Source organism: Kouleothrix sp. 19917, assembly GCF_057073505.1.
This window is the reverse complement of the sequence record NZ_CP097099.1, coordinates 6,118,210-6,134,343: the sequence shown is the minus strand read 5'-3', so window position 1 is coordinate 6,134,343 and position 16,134 is coordinate 6,118,210. Positions and strand designations below refer to the sequence as shown.

Here is a 16,134-nt window from a genome sequence, read left to right as displayed (position 1 = left end):
TTACAAAAAAGTGCATACTTGCAATTATATACTCTCGCTCTATACTGTCAACTGTCTCGACGGGAGACATCAACAGTAGGAGGCATTCCATGACCACCAATTCCGGGAACAAGCAGCGCGTTCTTGCCTTGCTCAAGAGTATCGAAACCGGCGACGCCGCAGCCGTCAGCGTGATCAACCCACAAAAATATATACAGCACAATCTTGGGGCGGCCGATGGTTTGCAAGGCTTTGGCGAGCTGATGAGCTTGCTCCCGGCTGGCTCTGCGAAAGTTCACACGGTACGTGTATTTGAAGATGGCGACTTTGTTTTCGCGCATACCGACTACAACTTCTTTGGCCCAAAGATTGGCTTCGACATTTTTCGCTTTGAAAACGGCCAGATCGTCGAGCACTGGGACAACCTGCAGGAAACGGCTGGCCCCAACCCGAGCGGGCACACCATGATCGATGGGCCTGAGGTTGCGAGCGATCGTGATAAAACTGAGCAGAACAAGGCGCTGGTGCGCCAGTTTGTCAGCGATATTCTGGTGAATGGCCGGCTGGAAAAGCTGGCAAGCTACTATGACGGCGACAGCTACACCCAGCATAACCCACAGATTGGCGACGGGCTGTCGGGGCTGAGCGCCGCCTTGCAGGCGCTGGCAGCACAGGGCATTGCGATGCAGTACGACCACATTCATCGCGTGTTCGGTGAGGGCAATTTTGTGCTGGTTGTCAGCGAAGGCAGCTTTGGCGGGCAGCATACATCGTTCTACGATCTGTTCCGCGTCGAAAATGGGGCTATTGCCGAGCACTGGGATACGATCGAGCCTATTCCCACGCGCAGCGAGTGGAAAAACGATAACGGCAAGTTCTAGCGCTGGTTGCTTAGAATCTGCCCGATAGCCGGCACAATAACGAAACAGGCACAGCAACGCCCCGGCGCGCATATGCACACCGGGGCGTTGTTACACCTGCAGAATATCTCACAGGTGCTCGTTCGTTATGAGCCTATCTGTGTAATCTGCGTAATCTGTGGATCACACAATCCGCCGAAGCTGCCTAGACCCGATTTGGCACCGCTTCCCAGGCCGGATCGGCGCTGGTGGGGTTGTACGGCGCGGGCCGCAGCTGCGAGTAAAGCAGGCCCGTCACCATGCCATACACCAGGTGCTGAATGACAAACGAGGGCCCGTAGCTGTCGAGCAGCGCCGGGTTCAGCACTGGTACCACTACGAAATAGGCCAGCGCCCAGATCAGCAGGCCATACAGCATGCCGCCCAGCACCGGCACCCCGTAATCGGAGGGCAAACGCAGCACGCGCCGCGACAGAATGCCAAACGCCGCGCCGAGCAAACCCGACGTCAGGAAGTGCAGGATGGTGCCAAGCAGCACGGCGGCAGCGCCATTCGCCACGCCGCCCAGGAAGGGCGCGGCGATCTCACGCGGCTCGCGCCACATATCCTGCCCGGTGGCGATCGAAAGCATCGCGGCCACAACCATCATTGCGGCCCCGCCGCCCAGGCCAGCAATCGCGCCGCCAAGGCCAGGAACATTTGGCAAACTGCTCGAAAGCGCAGGGGTGGACGGGCGCTGCCCGTTCGGGGATTGTGCTCCATGATTCATCATCGACGTGGTTCCTTTCCTGTGGTCCAGTCGTGTTGCAAGCCGGCGAGCGCGCGGCCATCTATGGAGATAATGTTGTGGCGGGGATGCTGTGCAAGGGGTGAACATTAGTTGTGCATACTCTAGCACACTATGCCGCGCCATGCAAGACCTTTTTATGTGGTTTTAATGAGAGTCTTGCCAGCATGAAAAGCATACGCAGTGGCGGCGCCAGCTGCATGCCTGGCGCAGGCGCATGTGCCGAGGTGGCTGGCTGCAGGTGGGGTTACTGTGCGATTGGCCCGCTGCAGATCAGCGCGGCGGGGCGGCCCGCCACCTGCGTCAGCACCACTACCAGCGGCTGCGCGCCCGCGCCCGAAAGCTGCCGCGCCAGCGCATCGGTGTCGAGCGGCGATCCACGCTTTTTCACCGTCACCGCGCCCGCGCCCAGTGCGCGCAGGCGGGCGCGCAGCCGCTTGAGGCTGAAGGGCAGCCATTCGTGGATCTGCCAGCAGCGCGCAAAGGGCGTTGGCAGCGGCTGCGCGCCCGTCAGGTAGGCAATCTCGCGGTCGAGCTGGGCCGCGCCAAGCTGCGCCGCAAGCTCGGCCACGAGGTGCGCGCGGATCACGGCCGGGTCGGGCTCGTATAAATAACCCTGCGGTTCGGTCAGCGGCGGCACGGGCGGCGCAGCGCCGTGGGCGCGGAACATCGTGTGGGGCGGCGCGCCAGCCGCCAGCAGCGTTGCGCGGCGGCCAGGCTGCCCGAGCGGGCCAAGCCAGATCGCCGCTTCTTTCAGCTCGCCGCCCACCGAAATAAACTCGGCCTCGAATGGCGCACCGCCCAACTGTTGAACGAGCGCATCCAGGTCGTCGTCGGCCACGCCCGGCGCGGCTTTCATGCCAATGGCGGGCGTGTGCTGCTGCCACTGCGCCAGCAATGCCACCGGCGGCTGGTACTCGGCCAGCGCAAACACGCGCCGGCCCGCGCTGCGCCGCGCCGGGTCGAAGAAGATCGCATCAGCGGCAGGCGGCGGCTCGCGCTCAAGGTCGGCCAGGGTTGTCGTCACGCGCCCAGCCAGGCTAGCGGCGCGGGCATTGGCTTCTGCCATCGCCAGGCGCAGCGGGTCGCGATCCACCGCCGTCACATCGGCCACGCGCGCCAGCGCCAGCGTATCGCCGCCCGCGCCGCAGCACAGATCGGCAACGCGCGCGTAGGGCGTGTAGCGCCGGGCACGGTAGCCCGCGATCAGCTCGCCCGAGGCTTGCTCCAGCGCCTCGCGCGTGAAGTACATGCCCGCCGCGCCGCCGAACTTGGCAGCCGCGCGCGCGCGCAACCACGCGATCTCATAGGCGGCGGCGGCGCGCACGGGCGCGGCCTGGCGGCGCAGCGATTCCAGCGCACGGAGCCGCCCCGCGTCGCTCAGGTCGCCGCCCTGCGCCGCCGCGAGCAGCAGCTGCCCTTCGGCGCTCAGCAGCCAGCGAAAGGTATCGAGTGCATCAGCTTGCATTGTTTATTTTGTGGGCGCTTTGCTCGTGCCCCAGTACATTCGCTTTTGGCTTTTTGCGGGGCGCTTCGCCCCCGTACCCCCGATTAGGGAAACCCTTCCGGCAAAGAGCGCTGGTATCGATTGATATTCAGGTTATCATGCCTTGCGGCAACGGCGGAAGCGAGTACCAGTTTACTCGTCAACTGCCAGCTTTTTAGCACAACGGAGGCATGACAAAAGGTATCTCGCTTGCCGGCCACGTTCTTTTTGGGGTCCAGGGGCGATAGCCCCGGCCGGGGTGCTGGGGCGGGCAGCCCCAGCGGCCTTGCGGCCCGAGCAACAAGCGTTCAAGCTGGTACTGCTTCGAAGCCCAGATATCGCGGCGGCCTCGCGGCCCAAGCGCAACTCAGCGGCCTTGCGGCCCGAGCAAAACCACGTTCGAGTGTTACGAGTTTATAGCGCAACCCAGCGGCCCAAGCGCACCCAGCGGCCGCGCGGCCCGAGCGCCTTACTGTTTGCTCGCCGCCGAGCGCGCCACCGCCGGCCGCGCAGCTGGCCAGCGAATCACGCCATTGGCCAGCAGGATGCCCAGCACCACCAGCGCCAGCCCCGCCAGCGCGCTCAGCGCGATTGGCTCGCCCAGAAACAGCGCGCCATACACCAGCGCAAACGGCGGCAGCAGGTAGGTCACCATTGAGCTGCGCGTCGCGCCCACGCGCTCGATCAGCCAGTAGAGCAGCACATACGCCAGCGCGGTGCCCAGCACCGCCAGCGCCAGCACGGCAGCCCAGACATGCGCCGAGGGCATAGGGAAGCCATGCGAGGCCAGCGCAAATGGCGTGATCATCAGCGCGGCGGTGGTCATCTGGCCAGTGGCGGGCAGCAGCGGCGGCAGGCCACGAAATGCGCGCCGGCTATACACGCCGTTCACGCCATAGGCGGCGGCTGCCACCAGCACGGCCAGCTGGCCCTGCGTGCTGGCGTTCGACAGATTGAGATCTTCCACGCCCACCGCCACCACCACCCCTGCAAAGCCAATCGCCACGCCCAGCAGCCGCAGCCCCGAAAGCGCTTCTTCGCGCGTCCAGACATAGGCCAGCAGCAGCGTGAACAGCGGTGTGGTGGCGTTGAGGATGGCGGCCATCCCACTGGGGATGGACTGTTCGCCCCAGGTGATCAGCATATAGGGCACGACCAGGCCAACAAAGCCGGTGAAAACAAAATGGCCCCACAGCCGCCAGCTGCGCGGCAGGCGCAGGCCACGCGCAAACAGAAGGCCCAGCAACAGCAGCGCCGCCGTGCCAACGCGCAAGGCCACCAGCGAAACCGGCGCCAGCTCGCTCACGCCGATCTTGATGAACAGAAACGACGCGCCCCACACCGCGCCCAGCAGCAGCAACACACCCAGATTGCGCATATATGTTCTCCCGGCTGAAAAGCGCATTGTATCACCCGGCCCGTGGCGAGCCGAGGGACAATGCTGGACAATTTGCCAGGACAAACCGGTGAAATATGGGTGAGGAGGCGCTATTCTGCCACGCTGTTACTGGCAACCAGCGGCAGCTCAATTGTGAAGGTGCTGCCCTGCCCTTCCACGCTCGCCGCCCGAATCGAGCCGTTATGCGAGGCGACAATCTCCTTGGCCACATACAGGCCGATGCCGGTACCGCTGATATTCTGCTGGCGTGTGTTTACTGCGCGGTAAAACTGATTGAACAAATGAGGAAGGGCTGAAGCTGGGATGCCAATGCCCTCGTCAGCGATACTAATGTGCGCACGCTGGCCATGTTTCTCAAGACCGACAAGAATGCGCCCGCCCTGCGGGCTGTATTTTACAGCGTTCTGAATAAGGTTTTGGAATACCTGCTCAAGCCGCATCGGGTCGCCCTCAATGGTGAGCGTTTCTTGTGGCGCTTCGCAGATCAGGGTGTGCTTGGTGAGCGTGGGCGATACGCGGGCGACGATCTGGCGCACCAGAATGCCCAGATCGATCTCCATGCGATTCAGCGAAATGCGCCCCTGCTCAATCAGCGAAAGATCGAACAAACCGTCGAGCGCCTCAGTCAGGTAGCTCGTCTGGTCGATCACCATTTTCAGCAGTTGTGCTTCGGCGGGCGCAAGCTCGCGCGCGCTCAGCCGCCGGTGGAGCAACTGGGCATTCCCGCTCAGGATCGTCAGCTGCCCGCGCAGCTCGTGCGACGCGATCGAGAGGAAATTATCGCGCACACTGACCGCGCGCTGCGCCTCGGCCAGCGCGTGCTGCTCGCGCGCCAGCATATCGGTGTAGGCAAGCTCAAGCGCTTTTTGTTCGGTGATGTCACGAGTGATCGAGAGCAGCGCAACCGGCTGGCCGTGTTCGTAGATAAAGGTGACATGCGACGCCACATTACGGATGTGGCCATCGTTGTGCAGCACCTGCGCTTCATAGATGGGCTGCAGCGTGCCCGTGCGGAAAATCTCGGCATAGCGTTCCCTGGCAGCGGCCCGGCGCTCGGGCGGGTAGATAACGCTGAAATGCTTGCCGATCACTTCTTCGGCTGGGAAGCCGTGCAGCGCAAGATAGGCCGGGTTGGCAGCCAGCACCGTGCCATGCTGGTTGGAAAGAACCATGGCGTCGGCGCAATGCTCCCAGCTGGCACGGAAGATTTGCGCCTCCTGTGCGCGCGCCAGCTGTAGCAGCCGGCGAGAGCGAAGCTTAGGATTCGGTGGACGCTTCCGCATAGTAGTGCTTATGGGTAAGTGTGTGCCGCTTAGGGAAGCGCAGTATTCGCTTTTCTACTGCTGGGCCAGGTAGCGGTCAATTGTTGCAAGCAGCATATCGAGATCAAATGGCTTTGTGATCAGCTGCGTGTTGCTGTTACCGCGAATTTGCGAGTTGAATGATGCAACTGCGCTCATAAGAATGATGGGGATCGATTGCAGGGCTGGGGATACCTGCACCGTCTGATAAAGGGCAAGGCCATCCATCACCGGCATCATAACGTCGGAAAGGATGAGATCGGCGCGTTCGCGATCCAGGCAGGCAAGCGCTTCCCGGCCATTGCGCGCCGTGATCACTCGGTAGCCTGCATCTGTAAGAATATCAACAAGCAATGTCACGATAGCTTGTTCATCATCAACAACAAGAATCGTGGCCTGCTCGAGCTTAGGGGTCATGTGTCTCTGCCTGTGTATCGGCTACCATTGTAGAAGCATTTGAGGTTGCTCCAATGCGTAATGGCATATTAGCAATAATAATGCCCTGATTGGTAGCTATTTCAAATGGGCGAGCTATTGGGTCGTAGCCCACGTCGCGCATTTTTACGATCGAGAGCGAGCGCACCAGTTGGGCGCCTTCTTCTTGCGAGCGCAGGCAGATGATATTGTCGGTTGTTTCCGAAACGCCAATGCGCGGAGCTGCCACTTGCCCAGTCGTGGCATTGCGCATTTCCATGGCAAACACCGTGGTAACGCCGCGCTGGCGCAGCACATTTGCCAGCACAGCAAAAAAGCCATGCACACGGTCGGGATCGAACAGCATGGTCAGAATGTCGTCGAGCCCGTCGATAAACAGGCGCTTGATCTGCTGAGTGTCGATGATGTCCAGCATTTCGCTCACCAGCGCCTCGGGGATATTTTCAGCCGGCGAGTGCCAGCGCAAGGTGAGCAGACGATGCGCTTCGTCGCTGCTGAGATTCATGCCCAGGCGGGCGGCCTTATTGACAAGCCGCGAGGGTGTTTCCTGAAAGCCGAAATACAGGCAGGGCTCACCTTTCGCCAGGCCTGCGGACAAAAAATGCAGGCCGAGAACGGTTTTGCCAGTGCCCGGCCCGCCAAACACCATGCTGATCGACGCGGCAGGCAGGCCACCGCCGAGCATGGCATCGAGCTTCGAGACATCGAATTCCACCACGCCCATCGGCACGCTGTCGGGCACATCGTTTTGTTCCAGCAGCGATTCGGTGCGCGGATAGATGATTATGCCATCGTCGGTGATAGCACACGGGTGCCGGCCTTCGATATAGGCGCTGCCGCGCAGCTTCCAGATTTCGAGCTTGCGGGCCATGCGCAGGCCAACATGGAAGTGCGTTAGCTCCAGCAGGCCGTCGGCCATCATCTGCTCGGAAGACGAGTTGCGCGTGGGCTGGTGCGAGATCAGCAGCGTGGTGCATTGCTGAAGTTCGCCAAGCGTTTGGACGCGCTGCAGAAACGTTTTGAAAGATAGCTCGGTGGCACCGCCCATCAGCACGGTATCCAGGCCGTCGAGCACCAGCAGCGTGGCGTGGTGGCTGCGCATGGTCTGCCGCAGCATAGTGTACAGCCCATCCATCCCTTCCTGCACAAACACGCTGTAGCCGCTGAAGAACAAAATGTCTTCGCCCACCACCGCCTGATCGAAGAAGCTAAAGGCGTGCAGGTGTGCCAGCAGGCGCGTATGCGATTCGGTCAGCAGGGTGACATAGACGGCGCGGCCGCCCTCGGCGATGTGGCTAAAGCAGATCTGGTTCGCAAGAACGGTTTTTCCAGTGCCTGGCGCCCCCATAATCATATACATACCACCACGGAACAGCCCGCCATTCAGCACTCGGTCGAGGCCCGGCACTCCACTGGGCAGCCGCACCAGGGGCTGCACAGCGTTGGGCGCTACTTCGTCGGGTTGGCTCACGTACGATCCTTTCGGGGCCAGGTAGCGGCAGTGTGGTTCCATTCGGGCGGACACCAGTATACCATGCCTGGGTTGGTGGCGCAGCGCTGCGACTGTTTAGCGAGCAGGAAAGGAAGGGCTACAGAGACACCGAGATCGCAGAGGGCGAATCGAGGCTCGGCAGGCCGCTGTGAAGTCGATCTGCTCTCCATACCAGATGTCCATGCGGCTGCGCCGCACTCTGACGAATGAAAAGAGCGTCTGCGGCTCCTGATGTCTGGGTTTTTATAGCCGTTTGCAGAACAATTGACCACAGATGCACTGGAAAGAAGCGTGGTAGAGTGCGGAAAATACAGCTGCCTTCTGCATCCTGCCGACTGCAAACTGCTATAGTTCCTGGTTCTTGGTTCTTGTTCGTGTGCGGCGAGGTGGTGGTTTGGCAGGCGCGTTTAGCCGATGGCAAAGCTGGCGCGGCCATACAGCAATTCGGCCTGGCCGGGCGAGCGGTCGCCGCCGAGGTGCATGTGCCGAAGCGCGCGCACGGCCACAAAGCCGTGGCGCACAAGCAGCGGCGCAATGTTGGGGTTGTTGCCGGGCGCGAGCACGTAGGGGCCTGCGGAGTAGCGCAGCGCGAGCGCAGCAGCAAGCAGCGCTTCGGCGGCGGCGGGGCTTGTGGCGGCCCAGGGGCCAAGCTTATCGCTCTGGGCGAACAGAAAGCCGGCGACCTGGCCTTCGCCATCGCGCAGCACAAAGGCGCGGGCCGGCTCTTCGCGCAGCAGCAGCTCGAACACGGGCTGGCGCGCGGCCCCGAAAATTGGCGCGTCAAAGGCGGCGATGTCGGGCAGGTCGGCGGGGGTGAGCGGCTGCACGCCCGGCGCGGGCGGGTGCTGGCGCGGCGGCCCTTCGAACTCGAACGAGATGGTGTGGCCGTCGTCGATGAAGCCAAGCTTTTCGTACAGCGGCGCGCCGGAGGGGCTGGCTTCCAGCACCACCACCGGATCGCCACGCTCGGCCAGCCATGCCAGCAGGTACTGCATCAGCGACAGGGCAATGCCGCGCCGCCGGAAGGCCGGGCTAACACCAACCAGGCCGATATAGGCGAGTGGGCCGTAGTGCATCGCGCCAGCCACGCCCGCCACCTCGCCGTCGGCCTCGGCCAGCATCCAGCCGTCGGGCTGCAGCGCCATGTAGCGTTCCAGCCGATCGCGGCGGCTGCCACCGCCATAGGCAGCGCGCAGCACACCGTCGGCCGCCTCGACATCGGCGGGCAGCAGGGCGCGCAGTTCATTCGCCATTCCCAAGCACCTCCGGATTGACGGGGTTGGGCACGGGCTGGCCCGTGAGCGCCGCCACCAGATTGCGCGCCGCCGTGGTGGCCATGCGCACGCGGGTGGCCACGGTCGCGCTGCCAATATGCGGCACAGCCACAACGTTCGGCAGCGCAAGTAGTGGGTGGTCGGCACCAATCGGCTCGCGCTCGAACACATCCAGCCCGGCGGCGGCGGGCTGCCCGCGCTTCAGCGCCTCGGCCAGCTCCAGCTCTTGCACAATCGGCCCGCGCGCGGCATTGACGAACACGGCGCTGGGCTTCATCAGCGCGAACTCGCGCGCGCCAAACATGCCGCGCGTTTCGGCGGTGAGCGGCACCAGCACCACCACGAAATCGGCCTCGCGCAGCAGCGCGTCGAGCGGGCGGTACTGCGCGCCGGTTTCAGCTTCCAGCTCGGGCGCGGGGCGGCGGTTGTGGTACAGCAGGCGCATGTCGAAGCCACGCGCGCGCCGCGCCACCGCCGAGCCAATTCGGCCCGCGCCCACAATCCCCAGCGTCGCGCCGCTGATATCCTGCCCGACCATAAACATGGGCGACCAGCTTTTCCACTCGCCGGCTTCGATCAGTTTGTGACCCTCGACGATGCGGCGCGCAGCCGCCATGAGCAGCGCCCACGCCAGGTCGGCGGTGGTGTCGGTAAGCACGCCGGGCGTGTTGGTCAGCAGCACGCCACCGGCCGTGAGCGCCGGCACATCCACATTGTCGTAGCCCACCGCCATATTTGCCACGGCGCGGCAGCGCGGCGCGGCCGCCACAAACTCGCCGTCGATCCTGTCCGACAGCATGGCCAGCACGCCATCGGCGCTGGCGGCTTCGCGCAGCAGCACGTCGCGCGGCACCGGCTGGTCGTCCGATTCCCAGACGCGGTAGTCGCACGCCGCCGCAACAATATCGATTGCGGCCTGCGGGATGCGGCGGGTGATGTAAGCCTGGGGCTTGGGCATTGCGGGCCTCATGTTTCAGTTTTCAGGAGTCAGGAGCACGATAGCAGTTTGCAGTTGGCAGGGCGCAGAAGGCCGATGCGTTTTGCGCAATACAAGGCGTTTCGCGCTAATATATGAACAATCAATCTGTTCTGCAATCCCAATAAAGCAAGGAAAAATCTGCGGCAATGGCGTTCAAATAAATACCAGGATATCAGGATTTTAGCGTATTCTGAAAGCCTTCGTGTCTTCGTGCCTTCGTGGTACAAATTCCCGGCGTCCTGATAAATCGGGCTTACACGTCCATCACGCGCGTGTTCACGAAATACGGGAAGTCGAAGGTGGTCATATCGCCAGCGACCATGCCGGGGATGGGCAGCAAGCGCGCGGTGAGCGGCTTGCGCAGCGTGGCGGCAAGCGTGGCGACCTCGCGCAGCACGCCCGCGATACGAGCAGGCGCAACATCCCCCGCCAGCGGAATGGTATCGAGCCCAGTGCCGCAGACCGCGCTGAATGCCAGCAGGTCGCGCAGCGTGTAGCGCCCTTCGGCATTGCGCTGCGCAAGGATGGCATCTTCCAGCACCGGCAGCATCACGCCGCTGAAGCCAAGCTGGGTCACGTGGGCGGCGCGAATTGCGGCGGTGAGCGCGCGCACGCCCGCCAGCGTGCCCCACGCGCCAAACGGTACGCCCGCCAGCGCCTCGACCGCCGCGCCAACGCTGCGCGCCGGGTCGGGGTGCGGCGCAAGCGACCAGTCGCAGCCGGCGAATTGCACGCCTTCGGTTTTCACGTCGGCAAGCGCCGCGCCGATACGGGCGTCGTGCTGCTCGATCAGCGCCGTGAGCGCGCTGGCATCGCTTCCTGCCTCAACCGCCAGCGCGGCCGCCTCAGGCCCGACCGCCAGCCAGGGCGCGCCGCCATCGTGCGCGGCGGCGGGGAAGAATGGCGAGCCGGGCGCGACCATCGCCGCTGCTGCGAAGCGCAGGTTGCCGAAGCCGTTTTCCGTGCGCGCGCCAATCGCCGCGATTGCCGCCGCCGCGCCCTCGATCATCTCGGGGCGCACCTGCCCGTCCGGCCCGGTGAGCGGCGCGGAGGCGAACAGCGCCTCGGTGGCGACAATCGCGTCGGGCAGGGCGGCCAGCCGCTCGGCATCGCCCACGCTGATCGCAACATAATCGAAGCCAGCGGCCAGCGCCTGCTCCTCAACGCCCTGCGCAATGGTGGCAAAATCGCCGCAGCGGTTCGCGCCCGTGGCCGAAAGCGCCAGCCGCAGCGTCTGCACCGCGTAGCCAGCCGCGATGAGCCGTTCACGCGCAGCCAGGGCGGCCTGCGCCGCCCGCTCGATATCGGCCTCATTCGCACCGGCTGTGATGGTTCGGATTTCCATGCGATTGCTTTCGTTCCTATTGCACGCTATAAGCAGCTCGGTTTTATCCACAGATTTCGCAGATACCACAGATTAACTTTCGCAATTCTCATCTGCGTAATCTGCGTAATCTGTGGACAACTCTTAACTCGCTCGCCGCTCAATAATCATCTGCGTCAGCGTCGCCAGCGCCATCTGGCGGCCCTGCCCATCGTGCGCGACCACCTGCCACACATGCGTGCGCCGCCCGAGGTGCACAATCGTCGCCTCGCCCGTCACGCTGCCTTCGCGAATGCTGCGCAGGAAGTTGACCTTGAACTCGACGGTGGTGAAGCTCTCGGCGGGCGGCACATTCAGCGCCGAGCCAATCCCGGCCAGCGTGTCGAGCAGCGTCATCACCGCGCCGCCGTGGATGAAACCAAACGGCTGCGTCAGGTCGGGCCGCATGGGCATGAAGCCGGCCACGCGCTCAGGGCTGGCGTGCGTGAGCGTAATGCCCAGCAGCTCGGCCAGCGTACCCTGCACAATGCGCTTCATGGCGGTGGGGTCGAGTTCCATAGTTCCTCGGTTAGCAGCAGGCAGTCGGCAGTCGGCAGTCGGCAGTTGGCAGTGTGCAGTCGGCAGTATGCAGTCGGCAGTGTGCAGTCGGCAGTGTGCAGCCGGCAGTTGGCAGTGTGCAGTGTGCAGTCGGCAGTGTGCAGTCGGCAGTGTGCAGTCGGCAGTTGGCAGTGTGCAGTATGCCGGGGCGTATTGTATACGCCCCGGCAGCAACTTGCGAACTTTCCAACATTCAACCTGCAACCTCTTATGCTGCCGACGGATCAAGCTGCGGGGCCGTGCGCGCCGAGCCAATGCGCAGCGCCAGCCCGCCCGCCAGAATTGCCAGCACGCCCGCCACCAGAAAGGCCGTGCCGTAGTGGCCCAGCCGGTCGTGCGCGAGGCCACCCAGCCACGCCGCCGAAGCCGCGCCGATCTGGTGCGCGCAGAAGATCCAGCCGAACACCGTGCCGACGTGCTTGCGCCCGAACGTATCGGCCACCAGCGCAGTGGTTGGCGGCACCGTGGCAATATAATCGAGCCCGAACAGCACGGCAAAAACCGTCAGCCCGGCGTAGCTGGTGACGAACGGAAGCAGCAGGAGCGACAGGCCGCGGAAGCTATAATACCACGCCAGCAGCTTGCGCGGGTTGAAGCGGTCGGTCAGCCAGCCCGAAAGGATCGTGCCAACAAAGTTCATTGCGCCCATGATCGCCAGCAGGCCAGCCGCAATTCCCGGCGAAATACCGTGGTCGCCAACGTGCGGAATGAAATGCGTGCCAATCAGGCCGTTCGAGGTTGCGCCGCAGATGAAAAAGGTGATCGTCAGCAGCCAGAAGGCCGGCGTCACCAGCGCCCGGCGCATAACGCCCCGCTCCGCTTCTGCGGCGGGCGCGGCCGACGCGCCAGGCTGGAGGGCGGTTGCGCCATAGGGTTGCAGGCCCACATCGGCCGGGCTGTTGCGCATCAGCAGAAGCACCGGGACGATCAGCACGGCAGCGGCGGCCGCCATCACCAGCGTGCTGGTGCGCCAGCCATACACCTCGATCATCCAGACCAGCAGCGGGTAAAAAATCAGCTGGCCGGCCGAAGTCGACGCGCCAAAAATACCGGTGATCAGGCCGCGCCGCGCCACAAACCAGCGGTTCGCCACCGCTGCGCCCAGCACCAGCGCCACAATGCCTGTGCCCACGCCGCTGAGCGCGCCCCAGAAGAAGTTCAGCTGCCACATGCTCGTCATCCACGCGCTGGCGAGCATGCTGGCCGCAATCACTACCAGGCCCAGCAGGATCACCAGGCGCGGCCCGATCCGGTCGATCACCCAGCCGCTCAGCGGCGCGGTAAGCCCGTAGCAGAGCAGGCCAATCGACACCGCCAGCGAGATCGCCCCGCGGCTCCAGCCCATATCGTGTTCCAGCGGCACCACCATCACGCCGGGCGCCGAGCGCACGCCCGCCGAGATGATCAGGGTCAGCGCGGTGATGGCAACCACCACCCAGCCGTAGTGCAGCCGCGAGCCAAACAGTTTCTGCACGGTCGTTCTCCACATTTCCAGAACTTATCCACATGAGGTGTGCAAAACCCGCATGAATCTTACATGCCGAGCCAGCGCAGCGCCCAGAAGGCCAGCAACCCGGCGATGATCGTGAGCAGGACATTTTCCGTGCGCCAGGCCACCAGCGCCCCGACGATGCCGGCGGGCAGGGCCGGGCCAAGCGCCAGCAGACGCGCGCCGTTCTGCTCATGCAGCAGCAGCGGCGGCAGAATCAGCGCGACAAACACGGCAGCCGGCACGTAGCCCAGCCAGCGTTGCAGCCAGGGCGCAAGCTCGCCGCGCAGCGCCAGCATGGCCGTGACGCGCGTGGCGTAGGTTGCCAGCGCCATCCCCAGAATTGTCAGCCAGATCGTCATAACGCCTCGTTGGGAGTGTTGAGTGCGAAATATATTGTTAGCAGGTTGGCAAGTTGCACGTTCGCAGGTTGAAGAAGGCAGCGAGTGAAAGGGTGAAAGGGTGATAAGATGACGGCCACAATCCCTAAACCCAGTCATCAGGCGCAAGAACCTGCCAACCTGCAACCTTCAAACCTGAAACCCTCCGTGCCGCTGTGTCTGCAGGGCTGGCAGATTCATTCTTTTTCCTTCCGCATACCACGCCCACGCGTGAGCCACGCGCCTACACCGCTGGCGAGAATGCCGGCGATCAGAATGTACCAGCTACCCGGCAGCAGCATCGCGCCAGCCAGCGTCAGCGCGGCCGCCAGCGCGGCCACCAGCCCGCTCACGCGGTCGCGCAGCAGCGGCACCAGCAGGCCAATAAAGGTCAGTGGGAAGACAAGATCGAGGCCGTACGTGGCCGGGTCGGGGATGAGCGCGCCCAGCAGCATGCCGCCGATGGTGCTGAGCTGCCAGATCAAATACAGGCTGATGTTCGCGCCGAACTGGTATGCTGGGCTGCCCTTGCCCGCCAGAAAGCGGCGCATGCCCACGGCAAAGGTTTCGTCGGTGAGCTGTGCGGCAATGCCCGCGCGCGCAAGCGGGCTGGCGCGGCGCACGTGTGGCGCAAGCGCGGCGGCCAGCAGCAGGTGGCGCGCATTAATGACCAGCGTGGTGATCACAATCGTCAGCGGGGCGACGCCGGCTGCAAACAGGCCCGCGGCCGTGAACTGCGACGCGCCCGCAAACACAAAGAGCGACATCGCCAGCGTTTGGGCGGGCGAAAGACCAGCAGCGAGCGCGCTTACCGCATAGATCGCGCCAAAGGGCGCAACGCCAAGCCAGAGCGGGAGGGTAGCCAGAAAGCCGGCGCGAAAGGTGTCGCCGCCGGGCGCGGCGCTGGCCGGGATCGCAGGAGATTCGCTTGCCATAGTGCCTTTACCGTATTGCGATGCCAAATTTCGAGTGGGCTTGCGCGTGATGCGACGCATGGTGCAAGAACAATGGGCGCGAGTATAGCATGAACAAGCAGGTGCATACAGTGACAATACTGCTGCTTGTAGCGGGCCAATTGGGACAAAGCGGGCGCAGAACCGAGAACCGCAGAACCGCAGAACCGCAGAACCGAGAACCGAGAACCGCAGAACCGAGAACCGAGAACCGCAGAACCGCAGAACCGAGAACCAAAATCAAACAATCGGCAGCGGGTGACAAGATGACAAGATGACAAGGTGACAGTAGCCAGTAGGCAGTCAGCAGTAGTCTTCAGCGTGGGAGCGTGGAACTCGCAACCTTCAAACACGCAAACCTTCTCAGCGTCCTCCGCGCCCTTCGCGGTGAATAAAATCGGCATTCGTCCGTCGTGGGGATAACCTGCAACTTGCGAACATTCAACCTGCAACTCAAATTCTCCGTGCCTCTGTGTCTCCGTGGTGAATTTCCTGTCGTCGGTGGTCAGTAGTCGGTAATCGGGGAAGCTCGTATAATTCCGCCATGCATATCAACACAATTTTCTTCGACGTGGGCGAGACGCTGGTGGACGAGACGCGCCAGTGGGGCGGCTGGGCCGACTGGTTAGCCATTCCGCGGTTGACCTTCTTTGGCGCGCTTGGCGGCGTGATCGCGCGTGGCGAGCATCACCGCCGCGTGTTTGAGCTGCTGCGCCTGGGCATCGACATGGAGCGCGAGCGGGCAGCACGCACCGCCGCCGGCCAGGCCGATGTCTTCGATGCGCGCGATTTCTACCCCGACGCGCTGCCATGCCTCCACGAGCTGCGGCGGCGCGGCTACCGCATTGGCCTGGCCGGCAATCAGCCCGAGGCCGCCGAAGCTGCGCTGCGGGCAATGGCGCTGCCGGTCGAGTTCATCGCGTCGTCGGCGGGGTGGGGCGTGGAAAAGCCCGCGGCGGAGTTTTTTGCGCGCGTGGTGGCGCTGGCCGGGGTGTCCCCCGCAGCCATCGCCTATGTGGGCGACCGGGTGGACAATGACATTGTGCCAGCCGCCGACGCGGGCATGACGGCGGTGTTCCTGCGGCGCGGGCCGTGGGGCGTGCTCCACGCCAATCTGCCGGGGGCGGCGCGGGCGCACCTTCGCATCGAGACGCTGGCCGAGCTGCCCGATGCCATTGCAGGTTTGAAAGTTTGAAGGTTGCAGGTTACAACGACTGACGGACGACGGACGAATAATTTACCGCAAAGAGCGCTAAGGGCGCAGAGGATTACGAATTTACGATTTGCGATTGGGCTGCGTGTTGAGTACTCTGGAAAATAAATTTCCCTGCTCTCAGCTTCCAGGAAGCTCAAGCCAGTTTTCTTTCAACCTGATAACCAGATGAGCTTCCTGGAAGCT

Annotated in this window: 15 protein-coding genes; 2 read left to right on the top strand and 13 right to left on the bottom strand. The window is 63.5% G+C overall.

Annotated elements, in window-relative coordinates; all coding sequences use genetic code 11:
- Window positions 1-89: 89 nt before the first annotated feature.
- Window positions 90-860: a nuclear transport factor 2 family protein gene (locus M1P90_RS24775; protein WP_483698209.1), complete on the top strand. Its 771-nt coding sequence runs from the start codon at window positions 90-92 to the stop codon at window positions 858-860.
- Window positions 861-1,044: 184 nt separating this feature from the next.
- Here M1P90_RS24775 and M1P90_RS24770 read toward each other — a convergent pair whose 3' ends face one another.
- From M1P90_RS24770 to M1P90_RS24710, 13 genes are all read right to left on the bottom strand, one after another.
- Complete coding sequence (locus M1P90_RS24770; protein ID WP_483698208.1) at window positions 1,045-1,611, bottom strand: DUF6789 family protein; 567 nt, start codon at window positions 1,609-1,611, stop codon at window positions 1,045-1,047.
- Between the two features lie 262 nt (window positions 1,612-1,873).
- On the bottom strand, window positions 1,874-3,094 hold the full coding sequence (locus tag M1P90_RS24765) for a class I SAM-dependent methyltransferase (protein ID WP_483698206.1): 1,221 nt from the start codon (window positions 3,092-3,094) through the stop codon (window positions 1,874-1,876).
- 487 nt (window positions 3,095-3,581) lie between these two features.
- Window positions 3,582-4,490 (bottom strand): DMT family transporter, encoded by a 909-nt coding sequence (locus tag M1P90_RS24760; RefSeq protein ID WP_483698205.1) that lies wholly within the window; start codon window positions 4,488-4,490, stop codon window positions 3,582-3,584.
- 110 nt (window positions 4,491-4,600) lie between these two features.
- Window positions 4,601-5,794, bottom strand: a complete 1,194-nt coding sequence (locus M1P90_RS24755; RefSeq protein ID WP_483698203.1) for a PAS domain-containing sensor histidine kinase — start codon at window positions 5,792-5,794, stop codon at window positions 4,601-4,603.
- A 54-nt stretch (window positions 5,795-5,848) separates the two neighbouring features.
- Entirely contained in the window at window positions 5,849-6,229 is a 381-nt protein-coding gene (locus M1P90_RS24750) for a response regulator (RefSeq protein WP_483698202.1), read from the bottom strand.
- Window positions 6,219-7,718, bottom strand: coding sequence for an ATPase domain-containing protein (locus M1P90_RS24745; RefSeq protein ID WP_483698201.1), 1,500 nt, complete (start codon window positions 7,716-7,718; stop codon window positions 6,219-6,221). Before M1P90_RS24745 ends, M1P90_RS24750 begins: the two co-directional genes overlap by 11 nt.
- Before the next feature lie 428 nt (window positions 7,719-8,146).
- Window positions 8,147-8,992 (bottom strand): GNAT family N-acetyltransferase, encoded by an 846-nt coding sequence (locus M1P90_RS24740; RefSeq protein ID WP_483698199.1) that lies wholly within the window; start codon window positions 8,990-8,992, stop codon window positions 8,147-8,149.
- Window positions 8,982-9,971, bottom strand: coding sequence for a 2-hydroxyacid dehydrogenase (locus M1P90_RS24735; protein ID WP_483698198.1), 990 nt, complete (start codon window positions 9,969-9,971; stop codon window positions 8,982-8,984). Before M1P90_RS24735 ends, M1P90_RS24740 begins: the two co-directional genes overlap by 11 nt.
- Before the next feature lie 274 nt (window positions 9,972-10,245).
- Entirely contained in the window at window positions 10,246-11,337 is a 1,092-nt protein-coding gene (locus M1P90_RS24730) for a DUF711 family protein (RefSeq protein ID WP_483698197.1), read from the bottom strand.
- Window positions 11,338-11,460: 123 nt separating this feature from the next.
- Window positions 11,461-11,874 (bottom strand): PaaI family thioesterase, encoded by a 414-nt coding sequence (locus M1P90_RS24725; RefSeq protein ID WP_483698196.1) that lies wholly within the window; start codon window positions 11,872-11,874, stop codon window positions 11,461-11,463.
- Window positions 11,875-12,121: 247 nt separating this feature from the next.
- A complete protein-coding gene (locus M1P90_RS24720; RefSeq protein WP_483698195.1) occupies window positions 12,122-13,387 on the bottom strand; it encodes an MFS transporter in 1,266 nt (421 codons plus the stop codon).
- A 59-nt stretch (window positions 13,388-13,446) separates the two neighbouring features.
- Entirely contained in the window at window positions 13,447-13,764 is a 318-nt protein-coding gene (locus tag M1P90_RS24715; RefSeq protein WP_483698194.1) for an AzlD domain-containing protein, read from the bottom strand.
- A 215-nt stretch (window positions 13,765-13,979) separates the two neighbouring features.
- Complete coding sequence (locus M1P90_RS24710) at window positions 13,980-14,717, bottom strand: AzlC family ABC transporter permease (RefSeq protein ID WP_483698193.1); 738 nt, start codon at window positions 14,715-14,717, stop codon at window positions 13,980-13,982.
- A gap of 562 nt (window positions 14,718-15,279) precedes the next feature.
- Between M1P90_RS24710 and M1P90_RS24705 the strand changes: the two genes are divergently transcribed.
- Window positions 15,280-15,930: an HAD family hydrolase gene (locus tag M1P90_RS24705; RefSeq protein WP_483698191.1), complete on the top strand. Its 651-nt coding sequence runs from the start codon at window positions 15,280-15,282 to the stop codon at window positions 15,928-15,930.
- Window positions 15,931-16,134: the final 204 nt, after the last annotated feature.